At 45.3% G+C, this 17,740-nt stretch carries 16 protein-coding genes and 1 riboswitch; of the genes, 15 read left to right on the top strand and 1 reads right to left on the bottom strand.

Annotated elements, in window-relative coordinates:
- Positions 1-113: 113 nt before the first annotated feature.
- The gene (locus MHB56_RS13530; RefSeq protein WP_339170452.1) at positions 114-1,082 is read right to left on the bottom strand and encodes a Gfo/Idh/MocA family protein; all 969 of its coding nucleotides are present in this window, start codon (positions 1,080-1,082) and stop codon (positions 114-116) included.
- 196 nt (positions 1,083-1,278) lie between these two features.
- Here MHB56_RS13530 and MHB56_RS13525 point away from each other — a divergent pair, with 196 nt between their 5' ends.
- The 15 genes from MHB56_RS13525 to MHB56_RS13455 all read left to right on the top strand — a co-directional run bounded on the left by MHB56_RS13525 (position 1,279) and on the right by MHB56_RS13455 (position 17,734).
- A complete protein-coding gene (locus MHB56_RS13525; RefSeq protein ID WP_341143664.1) occupies positions 1,279-2,226 on the top strand; it encodes a sugar-binding transcriptional regulator in 948 nt (315 codons plus the stop codon).
- A gap of 160 nt (positions 2,227-2,386) precedes the next feature.
- Positions 2,387-2,490, top strand: a riboswitch (purine riboswitch).
- A 168-nt stretch (positions 2,491-2,658) separates the two neighbouring features.
- Entirely contained in the window at positions 2,659-3,273 is a 615-nt protein-coding gene (locus tag MHB56_RS13520; RefSeq protein WP_036682464.1) for a xanthine phosphoribosyltransferase, read from the top strand.
- A complete protein-coding gene (locus MHB56_RS13515) occupies positions 3,267-4,586 on the top strand; it encodes a nucleobase:cation symporter-2 family protein (RefSeq protein ID WP_076105084.1) in 1,320 nt (439 codons plus the stop codon). Before MHB56_RS13520 ends, MHB56_RS13515 begins: the two co-directional genes overlap by 7 nt.
- Positions 4,587-4,797: 211 nt before the next feature.
- Positions 4,798-6,096, top strand: coding sequence for a GntP family permease (locus MHB56_RS13510; RefSeq protein ID WP_341143663.1), 1,299 nt, complete (start codon positions 4,798-4,800; stop codon positions 6,094-6,096).
- 33 nt (positions 6,097-6,129) lie between these two features.
- Positions 6,130-7,281, top strand: coding sequence for a glycerate kinase family protein (locus MHB56_RS13505; protein WP_076132736.1), 1,152 nt, complete (start codon positions 6,130-6,132; stop codon positions 7,279-7,281).
- 109 nt (positions 7,282-7,390) lie between these two features.
- Entirely contained in the window at positions 7,391-8,425 is a 1,035-nt protein-coding gene (locus MHB56_RS13500; protein ID WP_076301496.1) for a CdaR family transcriptional regulator, read from the top strand.
- A 92-nt stretch (positions 8,426-8,517) separates the two neighbouring features.
- Positions 8,518-9,873 carry an MFS transporter gene (locus tag MHB56_RS13495; RefSeq protein WP_248548928.1) on the top strand — a complete coding sequence of 452 codons (1,356 nt, stop codon included), beginning with the start codon at positions 8,518-8,520 and terminating at the stop codon, positions 9,871-9,873.
- A gap of 67 nt (positions 9,874-9,940) precedes the next feature.
- Positions 9,941-10,159: a hypothetical protein gene (locus tag MHB56_RS13490; RefSeq protein ID WP_036682196.1), complete on the top strand. Its 219-nt coding sequence runs from the start codon at positions 9,941-9,943 to the stop codon at positions 10,157-10,159.
- A gap of 28 nt (positions 10,160-10,187) precedes the next feature.
- On the top strand, positions 10,188-10,877 hold the full coding sequence (locus MHB56_RS13485; protein WP_076124098.1) for a hypothetical protein: 690 nt from the start codon (positions 10,188-10,190) through the stop codon (positions 10,875-10,877).
- Entirely contained in the window at positions 10,874-12,076 is a 1,203-nt protein-coding gene (locus MHB56_RS13480) for a glutathionylspermidine synthase family protein (RefSeq protein ID WP_076309973.1), read from the top strand. The genes MHB56_RS13485 and MHB56_RS13480 overlap by 4 nt, the downstream gene beginning before the upstream one ends.
- 69 nt (positions 12,077-12,145) lie before the next feature.
- A complete protein-coding gene (locus MHB56_RS13475) occupies positions 12,146-12,739 on the top strand; it encodes a hypothetical protein (protein ID WP_232061559.1) in 594 nt (197 codons plus the stop codon).
- Positions 12,736-13,128 carry a DUF350 domain-containing protein gene (locus MHB56_RS13470; protein WP_038573772.1) on the top strand — a complete coding sequence of 131 codons (393 nt, stop codon included), beginning with the start codon at positions 12,736-12,738 and terminating at the stop codon, positions 13,126-13,128. The genes MHB56_RS13475 and MHB56_RS13470 overlap by 4 nt, the downstream gene beginning before the upstream one ends.
- Positions 13,129-13,215: 87 nt before the next feature.
- Positions 13,216-14,229 carry a potassium channel protein gene (locus MHB56_RS13465; RefSeq protein WP_076202050.1) on the top strand — a complete coding sequence of 338 codons (1,014 nt, stop codon included), beginning with the start codon at positions 13,216-13,218 and terminating at the stop codon, positions 14,227-14,229.
- Positions 14,230-14,366: 137 nt separating this feature from the next.
- On the top strand, positions 14,367-16,412 hold the full coding sequence (locus tag MHB56_RS13460; protein WP_076218254.1) for a catalase: 2,046 nt from the start codon (positions 14,367-14,369) through the stop codon (positions 16,410-16,412).
- 170 nt (positions 16,413-16,582) lie between these two features.
- Entirely contained in the window at positions 16,583-17,734 is a 1,152-nt protein-coding gene (locus MHB56_RS13455; RefSeq protein WP_341143662.1) for a glycosyl hydrolase family 8, read from the top strand.
- Positions 17,735-17,740: the final 6 nt, after the last annotated feature.

Below are 17,740 nucleotides of genomic sequence, written 5' to 3'. Positions count from 1 at the left end.
ATACTTTGACTTCATTAACATTAATGCAGATGGGGGGAATAAGTGATGAATACGGGCGATCTACCTCGAAAAACAATCATTTGCCTAAGTTAGCTGCCTACTAAACGGTTTATTTATTCAAAGCTATATTTGATCCCCCATTGCTCCCGGACATTGCTCATAATGTCCATGACATCCAAGGAGAGGTTGAGGGTCTCTTTATGGCTTTTATCTGCAATATACCGCTGCATATCTTCAATCTCGTATTGCAAAGCTTTGGCTGTATCTCCAGCTTCAATCGTCTCTACTGTGCCATCCAAATATTGAATGGTGGCTTTGCTGGCCCGCGGGAAATTGTCTACGGTAATAAATCCGAGCTCTCCTGCAACCACCCCCCGTTTAGGCATTTTGGAGCGCATTGTAAGGGAGATTACCGCCATTTCATCTGCCGCATTGTTAAGAATAATACCGGATTGCTCGTCCACTCCTGTCTCGAATTGTTTTACCGTAGTAAGAATCTCATGGGGCTGTTTGGACAGGAAGAATCTTGTGAAGGACAGCGCATATGTCCCAATATCCAGCAGCGCTCCGCCCGCCAGATCTTTGCTGAAGAAACGGTTGTTCACATCATATTCTTTATGGCTGCCAAAGGAGACCTGCACCATTTTGAGGCGCCCGATGATGCCGTCATCAATGAGCTGCCGCAGTTTCTTATACAGTGGCATATGGTAGATGGTCATAGCTTCGGCCACAACCAGATCCTTTTCAGCGGCAAGTCGGGTGACTTCTTGAAGTTGTTTGCTGTTCACCGTGATTGCTTTTTCGCAGAGAACATGTTTGTTATTCTGTAAGCTTTCAATGATGTATTCATAATGATTGCTATGTGGCGTAGAGATGTACACTACATCAATTGCAGGATCTTGCAGCATTTCACTGTAATTGCCATAAGCTTTCGTGGCTCCATATTGATTAGCGAATTGTTGTGCTTTCTCCAAGCTTCGCGACCCAACCGCATACAACGTTCCTCCCGTTTCATTCAGCGCAGCCGCAAATTCGGCAGCTATACTTCCTGGACCGACAATTGCCCACTTTAAAGGGTTCATTTCCAGCACCTCACTTGTTTGATTTTTTGTTTTTATTTAGAGATACCTTGATTCCATCTGAACCATTCATCTTCATAAAAGTTTTGATATTAAGCACATTTGTGCAATATAATAATAAATGTGCAAAACAATCGTCTACAGTATAGCGGGGGGGTCTAAATCCGTCAAACTGTTGAATACGCGGGGGCGTTGTAACATGGATCGAAAAGAAGATAAGAAGCTGCTTATTAAAATAGCACAAATGTATTATGAACAGAATTTAACGCAGAGTGAAATCTCCAGCCAACTTGGTATATATCGTACCACTATCAGCAGGATGCTAAAGAGGGTACGTGAAGAAGGGATCGTTACAATAACTATTAATTACGATACTGGCGATCATTTTACATTGGAGCAGGAGTTGAAGGAGCGGTTCGGGCTACGGGAAGCCATTGTTGTGGAGGTAGATCCTGCACAGTCCAGCACGATTAAACGCAAAGCTATAGGACAAGCCTGTGCGAGATGGCTCGAGCAAGTGCTTCTCCCGAAAGATACGATTGGGTTTTCTTGGGGAAGCAGCTTAGCTAGCGTTGTAGAAAGCCTAACACAAGCCCAGAGACCATTTGTAACCTGTGTACCTACGGTCGGCGGCCCATCAGGAAAGATGGAGAGCGGGTACCATGTAAATAACATCTGTTATCAAGCTGCTCTAAAATGGGGTGCGCGCTCGTTAATGATTGATGTTCCAGCGATCACGGAGCAAAAGGAAACTAGAGATCAACTGATGAATTCGCAGTATTATCAGACCATTGCCAAGGCGTGGGACCATCTGGATATCGCTGTGTTCGGCATCGGATCGCCGGCAACGAAAGGGGAAGAGGCGTGGCGCGGTTTTTATGGTGATGCAGTGATTGCTGAGCTGGAGAATGGAAAGGTCGCTGGTGATATCTGTTCACGATTCTATGATGGCAACGGGATTCCCGTGCATACCGGAATATCGGATCGAACACTGACCATTGAGCTGGAGAAAATTAAGCAAGCACGGTATTCGATTGGTGTAGCGGAGTCACTTGAGAAGGTAACGGGGATCCTTGGGGCACTAAATGGGGGTTATATGAATGTACTTGTAACGACCCAAGAAACAGCGCAGAAGATATTGGAGTAGCAACTACTAAATGTAAACAATTGAATTTCGTGAAAATAACCTGAAAATGGCATGCAAATTGCTTAAAATTTTGCTTGTAAGCACCAGACAGAGCGTGTAAGATATACAAGGTATTCATATTGAACATTTATAAAAATATAAGTTTCACATTATACATTATCCTTATATTTGCTTGTCAACTCATATAATCTTGGGAATATGGCCCATAAGTTTCTACCGGATAACCACTGTAATTATCCGACTATGAGTGAAATAGCGCATCTAGGGTTCCGCTTCCTGACTATGGAAGGACTGGACCGAGCGATGCGGACACTATGCAGTGTTACACCACTAAGGGACAAAAACCCAGAAGGACAAATTCACTTGAGAGAAACGACTCAAGGGATTTGTCCTTTTTTTGTTTTTAATTCAGAAGGAGAGATCAAGTTTACTATGAAGGTACTTCAAGAGCGCATCAGACAAGAGGGTCTTATTTTATCAGATACGGTACTAAAGGTAGATTCATTTCTGAATCATCAGGTGGATACGGAGCTTGCCTTACAAATTGGACAGGAGTTCAAGCGGTTGTTCGGACATTTGCCTATCACTAAAATCATCACTATTGAAGCGAGTGGCATTCAATTTGCCATGGCTACGGCCATCGCCTTAGGCGTACCGTTTGTATATGCGAAGAAAAAGAAAGCAGTGACCTTATCTGAAGCGGTCTATTCCGCGCCGGTACATTCTTTTACACGCAAAGAGGATTATATGGTTAGTGTCTCGCAAAAATATATCGGACCAAGTGATAAGGTGCTTATTGTAGATGACTTTTTGGCTACTGGTGCTGCTCTTGTTGGACTGGTTGATATCGTGCAAGAGGCTGGCGCTGAGCTCCTTGGCGTTGGTTGTGTGATTGAAAAATGCTTCCAAGAAGGCCGGAGTCTACTCGAGGATAGAGGGATAGAAGTCCATGCTTTAGCCCGGATTACATCTATGTCACCAGGTGAAATTCACTTCATTGATAATGAAAGTTCAAAAGAGCCAATCAAGGAGAGTGCGAGATGTTAAGCAAGAAAAAAGTATTTGCGTTAGGATTTCAGCATGTACTGGCGATGTATGCCGGAGCAGTTGTTGTTCCGCTGATCGTAGGGAACGCGCTGAACCTGAATGCCACCCAAATGGCCTATCTTATCGCAGCTGATTTGTTTACTTGCGGGTTAGCTACTTTGCTGCAGATTATGGGCACTAAGTATTTTGGCAGCAGGCTGCCGGTTATTCTTGGATGTACCTTTACGGCAGTAGGGCCGATTATCGCTATCGGCAGTGCCAACAATTTGGCGACGGTGTACGGAGCAATTATTTTATCTGGTTTATTCGTGGTACTGGCGGCCCCCCTTTATGGGAAGCTACTGAGGTTTTTCCCAACGATAGTAACGGGCTCAGTCGTGACCATTATTGGGTTATCTCTTATTCCTGTAGCTATGAATAGCGTAGCTGGCGGAGAAGGCAGCGCTGATTTTGGGAATCCCCGAAATTTGTTGCTTGCACTGATCACGCTGCTGGTCATTTTAGCGGTTAACCGTTTTACTACAGGATTTCTTCGCTCGGTCTCTGTCTTGATAGGTCTTTTAGTGGGTACAATTATTGCTTATGGAATGGGCATTGTTAGTTTCTCTACAGTAGGTGAAGCCTCTTGGGTAAGTGTTGCACAGCCTTTCTACTTCGGATGGCCTCAGTTCAATCTTACGGCTATTTTCACTATGATCATTGTTAATATTGTTAGTATGGTGGAGTCCACAGGTGTTTACTTTGCGATTGGTAAAGTGACGGATCAGAAAGTGGAACAAAAGCAGATCGTAAACGGGCTGCGTTCGGAAGGTTTGGCGATTATGCTGGGCGGGATCTTTAATGCATTTCCGTACACAGCATTTTCGCAAAATGTAGGTCTGGTCTCGCTGACTCGGGTCAAAACTCGGAATGTTATTTTTGCAGCCGGTGGGATTATGGTTGTGCTTGGACTACTGCCTAAATTGGCGGCTCTGACAACAGTTATTCCCAATGCCGTACTGGGCGGAGCGATGATCGTGATGTTCGGATCGGTTGCTGTTTCCGGGATGTCGATTCTGTCAGAGGTAGATCTGCGCAAGGATGGTAATCTGCTGATTGCCGCTTGTAGTATCGCTGTTGGATTGGGTTCGGCAACAGTACCTGCGATGTTCGATCAATTACCTGAATTCGCTCGGATGCTGCTGCAAAACGGTATCGTATCCGGTTCCCTTACAGCGATTGTGCTGAATATCTTCCTCTCCAAGACAAAGGATAATGTTCTGGCAGAAGATCCTGCTGCCCCTATTCTAACGAAAGAAACTCAAGTTTCTTAATACGTCTAATTCATGTTAAAAGACCAAGCTCTGGTGTGCTGAAACCTAAGCTTGGTCTTTTTCTCATGCTCAGAGCTTGTGCATATGCACAAAAAAATAGGTTGTCCCGTCAATATTATTGGGTTTGTAAGCGCAGTATACTCAGTTTAGAAAGCGTTATCAAATTACACACTGTATAGTGTCAAACTCTTATACTAGGGGGCAACTAGAGATGGAAGGCACAGTAATTAACTGGATGGGCGCGATTGCGGGATTGATTCTGGCCGTCGTATTGATTTTCAAAAAGGTTAACCCGGTCTACGCACTCTTTTTAGGCGCGATTGCCGGAGGGGTATTAGGCGGGGCATCCATTGCAGAGACAGTACAATATGTCATCGACGGAACGAATAGTGTTATGGGTGCAGTTGTACGTGTTCTCGCAGCCGGTGTGCTGGCCGGGGTATTGATTGAATCAGGGGCAGCCGAACGAATGGCCGAGACCATAGTAGATAAGCTTGGCGAAAAGAAAGCGTTATTATCTATAGCGCTGGCAACTATGATTATTACAGCGGTAGGCGTATTCATCACAGTCGCTATCATTATTGTCGCTCCAATCGCTTTGTCCGTAGGTAAGAAGATCGGCATTTCCAAAACCGCTTTGCTGCTCGCACTGGTCGGTGGCGGTAAAGCCGGTAACATTATTTCACCGAACCCGAACACCATTGCCGTAGCTAAAGGCTTTGATGTAGATTTGGCTCAGGTCATGATTCATGGATTCATCCCAGCCATTGCGGGTCTGATTGTCACTGTTATTATTGCTAATCTGCTGGTCAACAAAGGTGTGAAAATTGCAGAGGGTGACGTTGTAACTAAAGAGGAAGACAGTACTAAGGTTAAACCTAGCTTTGGCCGTGCCATCGTCGCTCCAGTTGTCGCTATTTTACTTCTAGCCATTAACCCAATCGGAAATATTCTAAATATTGAATTGCTGAAATCATTTAAAGTCGATTCTATGATCATCTTGCCTCTTGCCGGCATTATTGGATTGATTGCTATGAAACAAACGAAGAACATCATTTCTTTTACAACCTCAGGGTTAAATAAAATGACAGGTACAGCCATTATCCTGATTGGTGCTGGTGCTATCGCTGGTATTATCTCAAAATCGGATTTGAGTGCTACTGTTGTAGATGCAATAACGGCTATGGGGATTTCCGGAACGTTCCTTGCGCCAATTGCAGGGATCCTGATGGCGGCTGCTACAGCATCAACCTCTACGGCTTCTATCGTGGCTGCCGGATCATTTGGTCCCGCTATTCTTTCGATGGGCACAGCGCCGCTAAATGCAGCAATTATGGTGCACACCGGGGCTACAGTCATTGACCATCTGCCACACGGTAACTTCTTCCACGTGACCGCTGATTCCGTTAAGATGAACATTAAGGACCGGATGTCACTGATTCCTTATGAAAGTCTCGTGGGTCTGACGATGGCTATCGTCGCCACTATATTATACGGCTTCATCCTATAATTTATATTTGCAATTAGAAGGGACGGATATTCTATGAATAAAGACTTTGTCATCGTATTGGCACCGGATTCTTTCAAGGAAAGCATGACAGCCAAAGAAGCTTGTGAAGCCATGGAAAAAGGCATTCATAAAGTAAATTCTAATATTACTTGTATTCATGTACCCATGGCAGATGGCGGCGAAGGAACGATGCAGTCCTTGGTCGATGCAACGGAAGGTACAGTATATATAACAAAAGTTAAAGGGCCACTGGGCAATGAAGTTAGCGCATCCTACGGAATCACAGGAGACGGGCTGACAGGGGTGTTGGAAATGGCTAGTGCGAGTGGTATTCAGCTGGTATCCCCTGAGACACGTAACCCGTTGATTACAACCACCTACGGGACAGGACAATTAATCAAAGCATGTCTGGATCGTGGGGTCAGCAAGCTGCTGATCGGTATCGGTGGCAGTGCCACCAATGACGGAGGCGCCGGGATGGTGCAGGCATTAGGCGGCAGGCTGCTGGATGCCGAAGGCAATGAGCTGTTGTTTGGTGGTGGTGAGCTCGGCAGATTAGCCCGTATTGATCTGAGTGGATTTGACCCTCGCCTTAAGGATGTACAGGTTGAAGTGGCCTGCGACGTTACGAATCCATTATGTGGTCCGACCGGGGCTTCCAATGTATTTGGTCCGCAAAAAGGGGCTACTTCGGATATGATCAAACAGCTGGACAGCAATCTGCATCATTATGCGAGTGTCATCAAAGAGCAATTGGGTTTCGATATTATAGATATGCCTGGTGCTGGTGCAGCGGGTGGCCTTGGGGCAGGACTGGTGGTGTTCTTAAACGGAATATTAAAAAAAGGCATTGAGCTTGTGATCGACTATACTGGACTTGAAGAAAAAGTGCAGCAGGCGGACATGGTGTGGACCGGGGAAGGAAGCATCGATTTCCAGACCCAATATGGCAAGACTCCGCTTGGCGTTGCTGAGGTAGCTAAGAAATATAATAAACCTGTGCTGGCTTTTGCGGGACGGATCGGCGATCAGACGGAAGTGTTGTATGATAAAGGGATCGATGCTATTTTTGGGATCATGCCAGGTGCAGCTTCATTGGAGGATGCCTTGAATAAAGGGCAAGAGAATCTGGAAAGAACGGCTGAGAATGTGGCTAGGTTAGTCATGCTGAACCAAGGAAGCTGATTGAATTATACAAAGTGATAGAGGGGCTGACTGAACGGAGTCAGCCCCTTTTTTCTTTTTTAAGGTAGAAGCTTTCTGAGTAGAATATAAAGGAACAGGAGGTACAGACATGAAGATATCGAAATCACTCGCAGGACAAATAGCACAAGAAATGATGAGCGTAGTTCCGTATAACATTAATGTTATGGATGAGAGCGGCTTTATTGTAGGAAGCGGAGATCTCAAACGGGTCGGAACCTTACATGAGGGAGCGAGAATAGCCATTCAAAGTGGGCATGTCTTTGAAGTGTACGAGGATGGCAGCGGCATGAAGCCGGGGGTGAATGAACCCATTATTATAGATCATAAAGTTTTGGGTGTGGTAGGTATTACGGGACATCCAGATGAGGTTAGGCCGTTTAGTAAGCTGGTCAGAGTCACTACTATATTACTTATTGAGCAGGAAGCAAGGAACAAGCTGGAACAGGATGAGCGAGTAAAACGTGTGAAATTTTATCATGAATTGTCTTATCGTAAAGAAGCATATGATCTTGAGTTTCTGGAACGGGCGGGCAGCTATGGGCTTGATCTTAAGAAAAAATGCTGGGCGATCCTTGTGGAAGGCGATGTGAACGGAAAAGAATTCAAAAATGTATTTAGGTCTTATCCACATTACTGGAATTTGGAGAATGATAAGGCGGTTTTTTTCATAACGGATATTTTTCTTTATAAAGAGCTTATAGGAAAACTAAATTCATGTGCGAATGTGGGGCGAATAGGTTCTGGCGAAGCAGAGGAGTTAGCTGCATATTCACTTGAACAGGCCCAGGCGGCGATTAGTGTTGGTAGTAGAGTCGACCCGCTCAAGAAACTGTACACTTATGAGGAACTAAAATTCTTAATTCATCTCTCCTATGACGGGGCGGAACGGCCTGGAACGATTTATGCTCTGCTGGATCAGTCGGGCGATAAGACAGGCCTGATTGAAACGCTGCAAGTATTTATTGCTGAGAATGGGGACCATAATCGTACTGTACAGAAGCTGAATATTCACCGAAATACACTGAACTACCGGCTTAATCGCATTCATACATTGACGGGCAAAAATCCACGCAACTACATGGAGTTGTTTGAATTGTTGTGCGGATTGATGTGGCGTAAATAGTCTAAATCCCCCTATTCCAATTGCCATCCTGATTTTATAGGCATAAACTTAGATAAGCTTGTATAGATAAATTAGGACAGGGATGGATAGGAATGAATGAGAAAGTAGTAATGAATGATAAAGTAGTCATGCCATTATGGACCGTGTGCCTTTTTATCGTAGTGATGAACACAACGATGTTTAATGTATCACTTCCAACCATTATTCAGGATCTCCAAATTTCTGCTGATCTAGGTTCATGGGTAATTTCGAGCTATTCGATTGGATATGCTTTATCGACGGTTATTTATAGCCGCTTATCAGACGTTGTGCCGATTCGGAGACTTTTGACCGTTGGCTTAATTACTCTTGGGTTGGCCTCAGTGTTTGGATTATTTGCGCATGACTTTAATACATTATTGATAACGAGAATAGTACAATCTGCTGGCGCGGGTGCGATGGCTGGATTGGGTCTCGTACTGGCTAGCCGTTATGTGCCTATTGAAAGACGTGGTGCGGCTATCGCCATGATCTCCGCAGGGAGTGCAATGGCCTTTGGTTTGGGCCCGATTTTTGGTGGTGTCATCAGTCAGTATTTTGGCTGGAACGGGTTATTCGGAATTACTTGCCTTGTGCTTGTTGTATTGCCAGTACTACTGCGTTTATTACCTAAGGAACAGCCGCAGCCTGCAAGCTTTGACGTTATTGGGGCGGCGCTGACCGTAGTAAATGCGGCAAGTCTGCTGGTAGCCGTAACTACCCAATCTCTGGTATGGTTGGCAGTGGGCGTAGTGTCTATTATCGTGCACGCTTGGTATTTGAAGAAGGCGAAGGAATCCTTTATTAACCCGCAGCTGCTAAAAATGCCGGGATACTTGAAGCTAGTTACCATAGGCTTTTGTATTCTGGTGCTGAACTTGGGGAATTTGTTCCTGATGCCGCTTGTGCTCGCTAATCTGTTTGGTAAATCCGCGTTGATGATTGGTTTGTTTATCGCACCAGGTGCGTTATTATCTGCATTTCTTACCCGTTTTGTTGGACGTTTTATTGACCGGTATGGCAACTTGCGCTTCTTAATCATAGGGCATTGTATTCTTGCCGCTGTTATGGCTGCATTTGCGCTGAACCTTTCTGTATCTCCTGTAGTTCTTCTGCTTGGTTATCTTTGCTTCTCTCCGGCCTTCTCGGCGACAATGGCATCCTTAAATAATGAAGCTTCTCGGGTTCTTCCGCGAACTTGGATTGGTTCAGGTATGGGGCTTTTACAACTGATTCAGTTTTTTGGAGGTTCTGTATCTGTTGCGGTCTGTGGGCTGTTGCTGCATGCTCAGCGTGATCTTGCGCCGGCAAAAGCCTATGAGCATGTATACGGACTGTTGCTCCTTGTCAGCTTGTGTTCGTTAGGAGTTCTCCTTTTATATAGACGTTCTTATTCCAAAAGTAATGCTGGGCAATCTATACAAGCTTAGAACTGAAACGAAAAGGTGATAAAAACGTATCAGATGCTATAGCAGATATAAGGAAGGAATGGTAATAATGGATAACGGGATGAGTGTAGTTTTAATCGAAAAAATGCCAGAAGGTGATCTACGAGTGATTGAAGAGCGTACGTGGAGCATGAATATGATAACTGCACTTGAACATGTCAATTATATAGTGGTGGGCAGTAAGGAATATGAGGCGGTTGAAGGACGACTGAATGTGGATGAGGGCAAGCTGGAGCTTTTGCTTGTTCCGATGCACACTGAGGGATAGAAGATCATCAGGGAAGGAGAACCTTACGATGGCTAAAGAAGAAAGGGATAAGGAATTGCCTGCATCAAAATTATTTACCGCAGATGGCAAACCCATCCGTGTATTATCAACATCGCTAGGCATAGCCTTATTAGCGAATGCTATGTTTATTCCTGGCGGAGCGGGGGCTAGCGCGAATACTTCTGCGGGCGAACCACAGCTAGTCTCTTGGTCTAATGAAGAGGTTAAAGCTTATTTTGATAAAAATGTGGATTGGAATATTCCCTACCCCGAAGAAGGTACGAAAGAGGTAGAGGAGCAAGGCCAAGGCGTAGTAACTTCAAACGGAACAACGGTAGTGAATAACTATGGCGGTTATCATTCAGGTTTTGGCTGGACGGATTTGCTTCTGTATCACATGTTGTTTAACAGCGGTGCCAATTACTCCTCCAGAGGATGGGCTAAGGACCGTCCTACCTATTATGGGGGCACGAGAACCACTTATAAACCACCTACTTATAGCAGCGAAAAATTCCAGAATAAAAAGGTGCCCGGTTCTGTAGTGAAACCTAAAACCTCAACCTCATCCACGGGTTCCATCACGAGAAGAGGTTCCTCTTCAAAGAACGGAATCGGTGGCACTTCCAGTGGCTTAAACTCTTCGAAGAACTCTAAATCAAGCTCAGGCTCGAAATCTTCATCGAGATCTGGTTCCAGCAAGAGTGGTTTCGGCGGATGAGTGATCAGCAGAGCGTGTTTGAGATTCTGGATTTGTCTGATCTGGAGCGGGGCCCACGGGTACAAGCGCTGCATGAGCTTGGGTTCACTTGGGCAGATCTAGAGGAAGAAGAGTACTGGATGGATGCAATAGCTGTGATGCGCAGCGACATTTATAAAGAGCTTGAGGAAGCCTCCGCAAAGCTGTGGGCTATCCTCGATAAAGCGGTTCGGTATATACATCTAAAACGCGATTTGTATGAGCTGCTGGGCATTCCTCCTGTTCTTTGGGAGATGCTTGACGGGTTTCCTATTCCGGAAGAAGGTCTAATCAGTCGGTATGCAAGGTTCGATTTTGCGATAGCTAATGATGGAACCATCAAGCTTCTGGAACTGAATGCCGATACACCTACAGGTTATGTGGAGGCTTCCATAGCAACACCTTGGATCTGTGAACAGGCGGGTGTGACTAGTCCAAATCATGCGATGAAGGAACAACTTGCCGCAGCCTGGCAGATAGAACGTCCAGATACCGCAGCTTGTGTTGCTTATGGCTCTCATCTTGAAGATTCGGGTACGATTGAAGCCTTGGCCAGACATAGCGGGCTTACTATTCAGTGTGTGGATTGTCTCGATCTGTGGGTCGATGAGGGCATTCTGAAGGACGGGGAGGACCGGGTGATAAAGCGGATGTTCGCCCTATATCCTAAAGAGTGGATGGCCGTCGATGAGGGTGGAGATGCACTTGCCTATGCTGTTGAACAGGGAAATCTTCAGCTTTTTAATGGACCACACAGTATCCTGTTGCAGTCTAAGGGATTGATTGCAGCTGTGTGGGGAATGTATGAGCTTGGCTTATTATTTGACAAGGAAGAGCGTGAGGCGATCTCACGTTATATTTTGCCTACTTATAATAAGCCTGTGTTCTCTGGCAGCTTTGTGTCCAAATCTGTATTTGGCCGCGAAGGCGGTTCTGTACGTCTCTTTGACGATAGTGGAACTCTAGAAATTGAGGACGAAGAGGGTTATGATAGCAGTCAGCTTTTTCCCTCTGTATATCAAAAAAGAGCTGAACTAGCCCGAATACACACCGCCGAAGGTGAATTCCACCTACTGACAGGCATGTTCGTCATTAATGGGAAGCCGTGTGGGCTGCTCGGCCGGGCTGGCGGACTGATTACGGGCAATGCCAGTCATTTTATCGCGTTGGGAGTGAGATAGTTGGATAAAAGTAAGGCTATAAACAAGTCGTCTACTAGATTAGTAAAGGCCCGGATCGGGGCTTTATGTATGATGCTTCTAACGGTATTGCTGCTTAGTGCATGTTCCAGTAATCAGGGGAGTGTGTTTGATTCAGGCACTGCTGAAACTTCTGACAGTGTTGCACGGGTACCTTGGGATTACCGGGTTGTGGAGAGTACTGTAGGTGATCTAATTGGTAGCGATATGACGGTGTTGCCGGATAATGAGCTGCTGCCGAATGATGAGAATTATGCTACTGGCGATAAAATATGGACACTGCAGTTCATGGACGCTGAGCTGATCACAGATGCCGACCAACGCAATGAAGTCCGCCTCTCTTCCTGGACGACCATTAAATCGTATCCCGATGAAAAAACAGCAGTCGAGGATCTTACCAACCTTAAGGTATCGGTAACTACAGATGTTGATCTTGTAGGAGTATACAAGACAAAATATAATGAGAAGACAAGAAACTTTGCCGTCCTTGAGCTGCCTTCCGGCAACCGGATCAAGCAGCCGATAGACGATGAGCGTTATGCAGCATTAGAGAAAGAAAAGACCGCTTCCGTAGTCCTTGAGGAAGTACATGATTTCGCCGATTATGACTCGGCATATGCGAAATTTCGGGGGTGGGCAAAGTGACGATTGTTGTTAATTTAATAGTCAGTATATTTGTGATTATTCTTCTGCAATTGTTGGGTATGGTTATCTTTGGCTTGATGACCCCGTTCAAGGATATGGAAGAGCTGAAAAAAGGGAATGTGGCTGTAGCTCTAGCGCTTGGAGGCAAATTTCTCGCTACAGCAATTATCATTGGAGTAGCGGCGTATACGAATACCTCTATTCTGCATATGATCATTTGGTTTGCTGTCGGTTATGTGTGCCTCATCGCTGCTTATTGGATTTTTGAATTGGCGACCCCAAGCTTTAAAATTTCAGAACATCTGGAAAAAGGTAATGTGGCAGTAGGCACCATGCTCTGCTTGGTGTTTATCGGCACAGCATTTGCAGTCAGCAGTTTGATTGTTTAGTTCAAAAATCGCAGATGGACAAGGATAAGGCTGCCCTCAGTAATAACCTCGAGAGGCAGCTTTATTAATGTGAGGAAGGGATGGCAGATGCATTTTTTTCTGAGAATATCCACCAGGATGATGCGTTTACGCAAACGGTCGATCGGTCTGATTATTTTGATCTTTATAATTCTTAGCGCATCGATAGCTTACCTGCTTGAACCGAGTACATTCCACAACTGGTTTAATGCCTTCTATTGGGTCATGACAACGATGGCCACCGTTGGGTATGGAGATTATTTTACAGAGACTGTAGTGGGTAAGCTATTCACCATGTTTCTGTATATTTTTGGGATTGGTCTTCTCAGCTTGGTTATTGGCAAGGTCATTGACTCTATTGCAGAAGTGCAGAGAAGGAGAGGAGCAGGAACATTGAGCTTCCGGGGAAAGGATCATGTGATATTAATCAATTGGAGTAAGAAAGCACAAGCTGCGGTAGATGAGGTGTTATGCTATTCACCTAAATGTCATATCGTCATCATTGATGAGATAGGACGGCATCCGCTGGAGCATATGGAGCAGGTCCACTTTGTAAGCGGTGATGCTTCCAGCGATGAGATTCTCCTTAAAGCTAACATACACGAAGCCAGGGCAGCCATTGTGTTCGGAGACACACGGATTGATGAAGCATCGCTAATTGACGGGAAATCTCTGCTTATCGCCTCCAGCATTGAGCGCATAGCGCCACAAGTACATACTACCGTAGAAATTATGCAGGAGAAGAATATACAGAATTTCAGGCATGTTCAGGTCAATGAATTCGTTCTGTCGCATGATGCCATTTCTAGATTGGCAGTCCGATCCGCTCTGCAAGAGGGGAATTCAGAGGTGATTACGCAGCTGCTGAGCCGCCAGTATGGGGATGATATTTATGAGATTCCAGTGAATAGTGCATGGAAGACCTATGGGCAGGCGTTTCAGGAATTGCTCCTTCAAGGTGCAACTTTACTCTCGGATCGTAGTGACCTTAGCATCAATCGCAAGCTGGACCAGCCTATTCCTAAAGAGGCTAGATTATATATTGTTTCGGATGAAGAGACGTATCGGAGAATTAAAGGTTAGGTCAGTGATAAGCGAGTAAAGCGGATTTTCGGGAGAATGGCTTCTCGGAATTCCGCTTCTTTTTGTTTGCCGTTCCTTCCTTAAGGGTAAGAGATGAATATTATCGTTACTCTACCTTTCGGAAGGAGCCATTGTTAATGAGTGAACAGCAAAAAGTGAACGGAAATAGCAAAAATGAGCAACTGGAACAGTTTCGCAGTAAGGACGAAGGTCACGCTTTAACAACCAATCAGGGATTGAAAGTGTCCGAGGATGAGTTCTCCCTAAAAGCCGGTGACCGGGGGCCAACCTTGCTGGAGGATTTTCATTTTCGGGAAAAAATGACCCATTTTGATCACGAGCGGATTCCTGAGCGGATCGTGCATGCACGCGGATTTGCCGCCCACGGGGAGTTTGAAGTATATAAATCGTTGAAAGAATATACGAAGGCGAAATTCCTTCAAGATCCGTCCGTGAAGACCCCGGTGTTTGTCCGGTTCTCAACGGTAGCAGGATCACGGGGTTCAGCCGAAACTGTGCGGGATGCCCGGGGCTTCTCGACCAAATTTTATACCGAAGAAGGCAATTATGATTTGGTAGGCAATAATATGCCGGTCTTTTTTATACAGGATGCGATTAAGTTCCCTGATTTAGTGCATGCGCTTAAGCCGGAGCCGCATAATGAAATGCCTCAGGCAGCATCAGCCCATGATACCTTCTGGGATTTCATCGCCAATAATCAGGAATCGGCCCATATGGCGATGTGGCTGATGTCTGACCGCGCCATTCCGCGAAGCTTCCGGATGATGGAAGGGTTTGGAGTTCACACCTTCCGTCTGATCAATGAACAGGGGAAAGCGCATTTTGTTAAATTCCATTGGAAACCAGTACTTGGTGTACATTCTTTGGTGTGGGACGAAGCACAGAAAATATCTGGAGCGGACCCTGACTTTCACCGCCGTGATCTATGGGAATCGATTGAAGCCGGCAACTTTCCGGAATACGAGCTGGGCATTCAGCTTCTTAGTGAAGAAGACGAATTCAAGTTTGATTTCGATGTGCTGGACCCTACAAAGCTATGGCCAGAGGAAGACGTGCCCGTGCAGATCGTTGGGAAAATGACCTTGAACCGCAACGTGGATAATGTTTTTGCCGAAACGGAGCAGGTGGCTTTCCACCCTGGACATGTAGTGCCAGGGATTGATTTCACCAATGACCCCCTACTTCAGGGCAGATTGTTCTCTTATACGGATACCCAGCTGATTCGGCTTGGGGGTCCTAACTTTCATGAATTGCCGATTAATAGACCGGTGTGTCCTTTCCACAACAACCAGCGTGACGGATATGGGCGGCAGACGATTAATCAGGGCACTGTGAGTTATCATAATAATTCTCTGGCCCAAAATACGCCGAGACCTGTCCCAGAGGCTGAAGGCGGTTATGTGCATTATCAAGAAAAGGTTGAGGGCCGTAAGGTACGCAGCCGGAGTAAAAGCTTTGAGGATCATTTTTCACAAGCCAAGTTATTCTGGAATAGTATGAGCCCTCCGGAACAATTGCATATTATCGAAGCTTATTCTTTTGAGCTTGGAAAGGTTAAGAGTAAGTCGGTCCGACAGCAGGTCGTAAATATGCTTGCTAACATTACCTCCGAGCTTGCTGTACCTGTGGCAGAAGCCATTGGAGTAGCGGCTCCAGAAGTTGGCGGTTCCGAGGTTACTCAAGCTTCCCCTGCCTTAAGTCAGGCTAATACGAAAAAACATCCCAACACGCGGAAAGTAGGCGTGATTATCGGAGATGGTTTTGATGAAGCTGCGGTAATGCCTGTGTTGGACACGCTTATGGGAGCTGGGATACAACCGGAGCTAATCAGTGATAAGCTTGGATTTATTAAAGGCTCAAGCGGCACAGAGCTTGAAGTCATCCATACCTTGTCCACTACAGATTCGGTGCTCTTCGATGCGATTTATGCGGCTGGTGGAAATGCGGAACGCAAGAAATTCCATAAAGATGCAGCGTTATTCCTCAACCAAGCCTATGCACATTTTAAACCTATCGCGATGACGACAATACTTGCTGAGCTGCTTGCAACAGATGAACATAGAAGCAGTCCGGGAGTCATAATAGGTGATGGTGGGGAAGTTTTCGCGGCTAGCTTCGTTGCAGCCATTACTGCCCATCGTTTTTGGGAACGTATGGAATAAAGTAAGTAGATGACAGAAAAAGGAGGATCTGCTCGTCAGAAGGCGTGTGGATGCCTCTTTTTTTTCATCTAATGGTTTCATAAATTTAACATTTGGATTAAGGATGTGATGTATATTACCGTTATAGATAATACTAGGCAATATAAGCAGATGCTTAGAGAGGTGATTTTTTGAGGAAAGAGATAGCTGTTGCTGTAGTGGTACTTACAGGTTTTACAGCATTAACAGCATGCGAGCAAACAGCAATGCCGGCATCAACACCCTCGCCCTCCGCGAATGTTCATACAACAGAGCCACCGAATCCTACGGGTTCGGCTAATAATATGGGGGACCCTTCACAGGAATTGGATGCTTTAGAGCAATTTATTGTTACGAAGCTTACCGGCTCGTCCGGTGTTTATACGAATTTAATTGAAACAGAGCAATCCGGGGAAGCAGCAAGCGGCCATGAGATTCTAAGTGAGTCTGCCTCTCTGAGGATGCTGGCAGCCGTACGGAGTGGTGAGAAAGAGCGATTTGCAGAAGAATGGGCGCTGGCTAAGCAAACCTTTGATATGAAGGGTGGTTTTAGCTACCGATATAGCCCTAAACAGCAGAAATTATATCCTGTGAATGCTGCAGTTGATGACTTACGTATCATTCGTGCGCTTTATGAAGCGGGGGATACGTTTAGAGATAAACAATATACAGAAGAAGCGGCTAAGTATGGTGAGAGGTTTTATAACTATAATGTAAAAAATGGATATATGTATGACTTCTATGATGAAAATTACAAAAAAACCAACACATTCGTTACTTTATGTTATATTGATTTAGGTACAATGCAAAAATTGTCGGTTTCTGGAGAATCTCGTGACTTTTTGTTGAATAATATGAGCGTTATTCTGAAAGATGGATATTTATCAGATGAGTTTCCCTTCTATGAAACAAGGTTTAATTATGAGAGTGGAACCTATAGTTCGGAGAATATCAATACAGTAGAATCGCTACTGTCTATTCTGGCTTTGGCAGAGGTAGACCAGCAGAAATCCTCCAGCATTAATTTTATCAAGCAGCAGGTCGAGGCTGGCACATTATATGGACAATATTCGCGTGAGGGAAAGCCGCTTAACGATATTCGCTCAACAGCCATTTACGCCATTACGGCTATGATTGGTGCCGAGATCGGAGACGATGCACTCTATCGCAAAAGCATTGAAAGAATGAACGAGTTCAGAATAACCGATGCCGGCAGCTCACTGTATGGAGGCTTCGGCGATGTAGCTAGTGGCCAAGCCTATTCCTTTGACAATCTGATGGCATCATTGGCCTATGTCTATTAATTTAAA

Source organism: Paenibacillus sp. FSL H8-0315 (assembly GCF_038005365.1).
Lineage (GTDB): Bacteria > Bacillota > Bacilli > Paenibacillales > Paenibacillaceae > Paenibacillus_AQ > Paenibacillus_AQ odorifer.
The sequence above is the reverse complement of the archived record's forward strand: the minus strand, read 5'-3'. Positions and strand labels throughout refer to the sequence as shown.

Bases quoted from the DNA above. Each gene is read 5' to 3' on its own strand.
- MHB56_RS13530 (WP_339170452.1), bottom strand. From the start codon at position 1,082: ATGAACCCTTTAAAGTGGGCAATTGTCGGTCCAGGAAGTATAGCTGCC.
- MHB56_RS13525 (WP_341143664.1), top strand. From the start codon at position 1,279: ATGGATCGAAAAGAAGATAAGAAGCTGCTTATTAAAATAGCACAAATG.
- MHB56_RS13520 (WP_036682464.1), top strand. From the start codon at position 2,659: ATGAAGGTACTTCAAGAGCGCATCAGACAAGAGGGTCTTATTTTATCA.
- MHB56_RS13515 (WP_076105084.1), top strand. From the start codon at position 3,267: ATGTTAAGCAAGAAAAAAGTATTTGCGTTAGGATTTCAGCATGTACTG.
- MHB56_RS13510 (WP_341143663.1), top strand. From the start codon at position 4,798: ATGGAAGGCACAGTAATTAACTGGATGGGCGCGATTGCGGGATTGATT.
- MHB56_RS13505 (WP_076132736.1), top strand. From the start codon at position 6,130: ATGAATAAAGACTTTGTCATCGTATTGGCACCGGATTCTTTCAAGGAA.
- MHB56_RS13500 (WP_076301496.1), top strand. From the start codon at position 7,391: ATGAAGATATCGAAATCACTCGCAGGACAAATAGCACAAGAAATGATG.
- MHB56_RS13495 (WP_248548928.1), top strand. From the start codon at position 8,518: ATGAATGAGAAAGTAGTAATGAATGATAAAGTAGTCATGCCATTATGG.
- MHB56_RS13490 (WP_036682196.1), top strand. From the start codon at position 9,941: ATGGATAACGGGATGAGTGTAGTTTTAATCGAAAAAATGCCAGAAGGT.
- MHB56_RS13485 (WP_076124098.1), top strand. From the start codon at position 10,188: ATGGCTAAAGAAGAAAGGGATAAGGAATTGCCTGCATCAAAATTATTT.
- MHB56_RS13480 (WP_076309973.1), top strand. From the start codon at position 10,874: ATGAGTGATCAGCAGAGCGTGTTTGAGATTCTGGATTTGTCTGATCTG.
- MHB56_RS13475 (WP_232061559.1), top strand. From the start codon at position 12,146: ATGATGCTTCTAACGGTATTGCTGCTTAGTGCATGTTCCAGTAATCAG.
- MHB56_RS13465 (WP_076202050.1), top strand. From the start codon at position 13,216: ATGCATTTTTTTCTGAGAATATCCACCAGGATGATGCGTTTACGCAAA.
- MHB56_RS13460 (WP_076218254.1), top strand. From the start codon at position 14,367: ATGAGTGAACAGCAAAAAGTGAACGGAAATAGCAAAAATGAGCAACTG.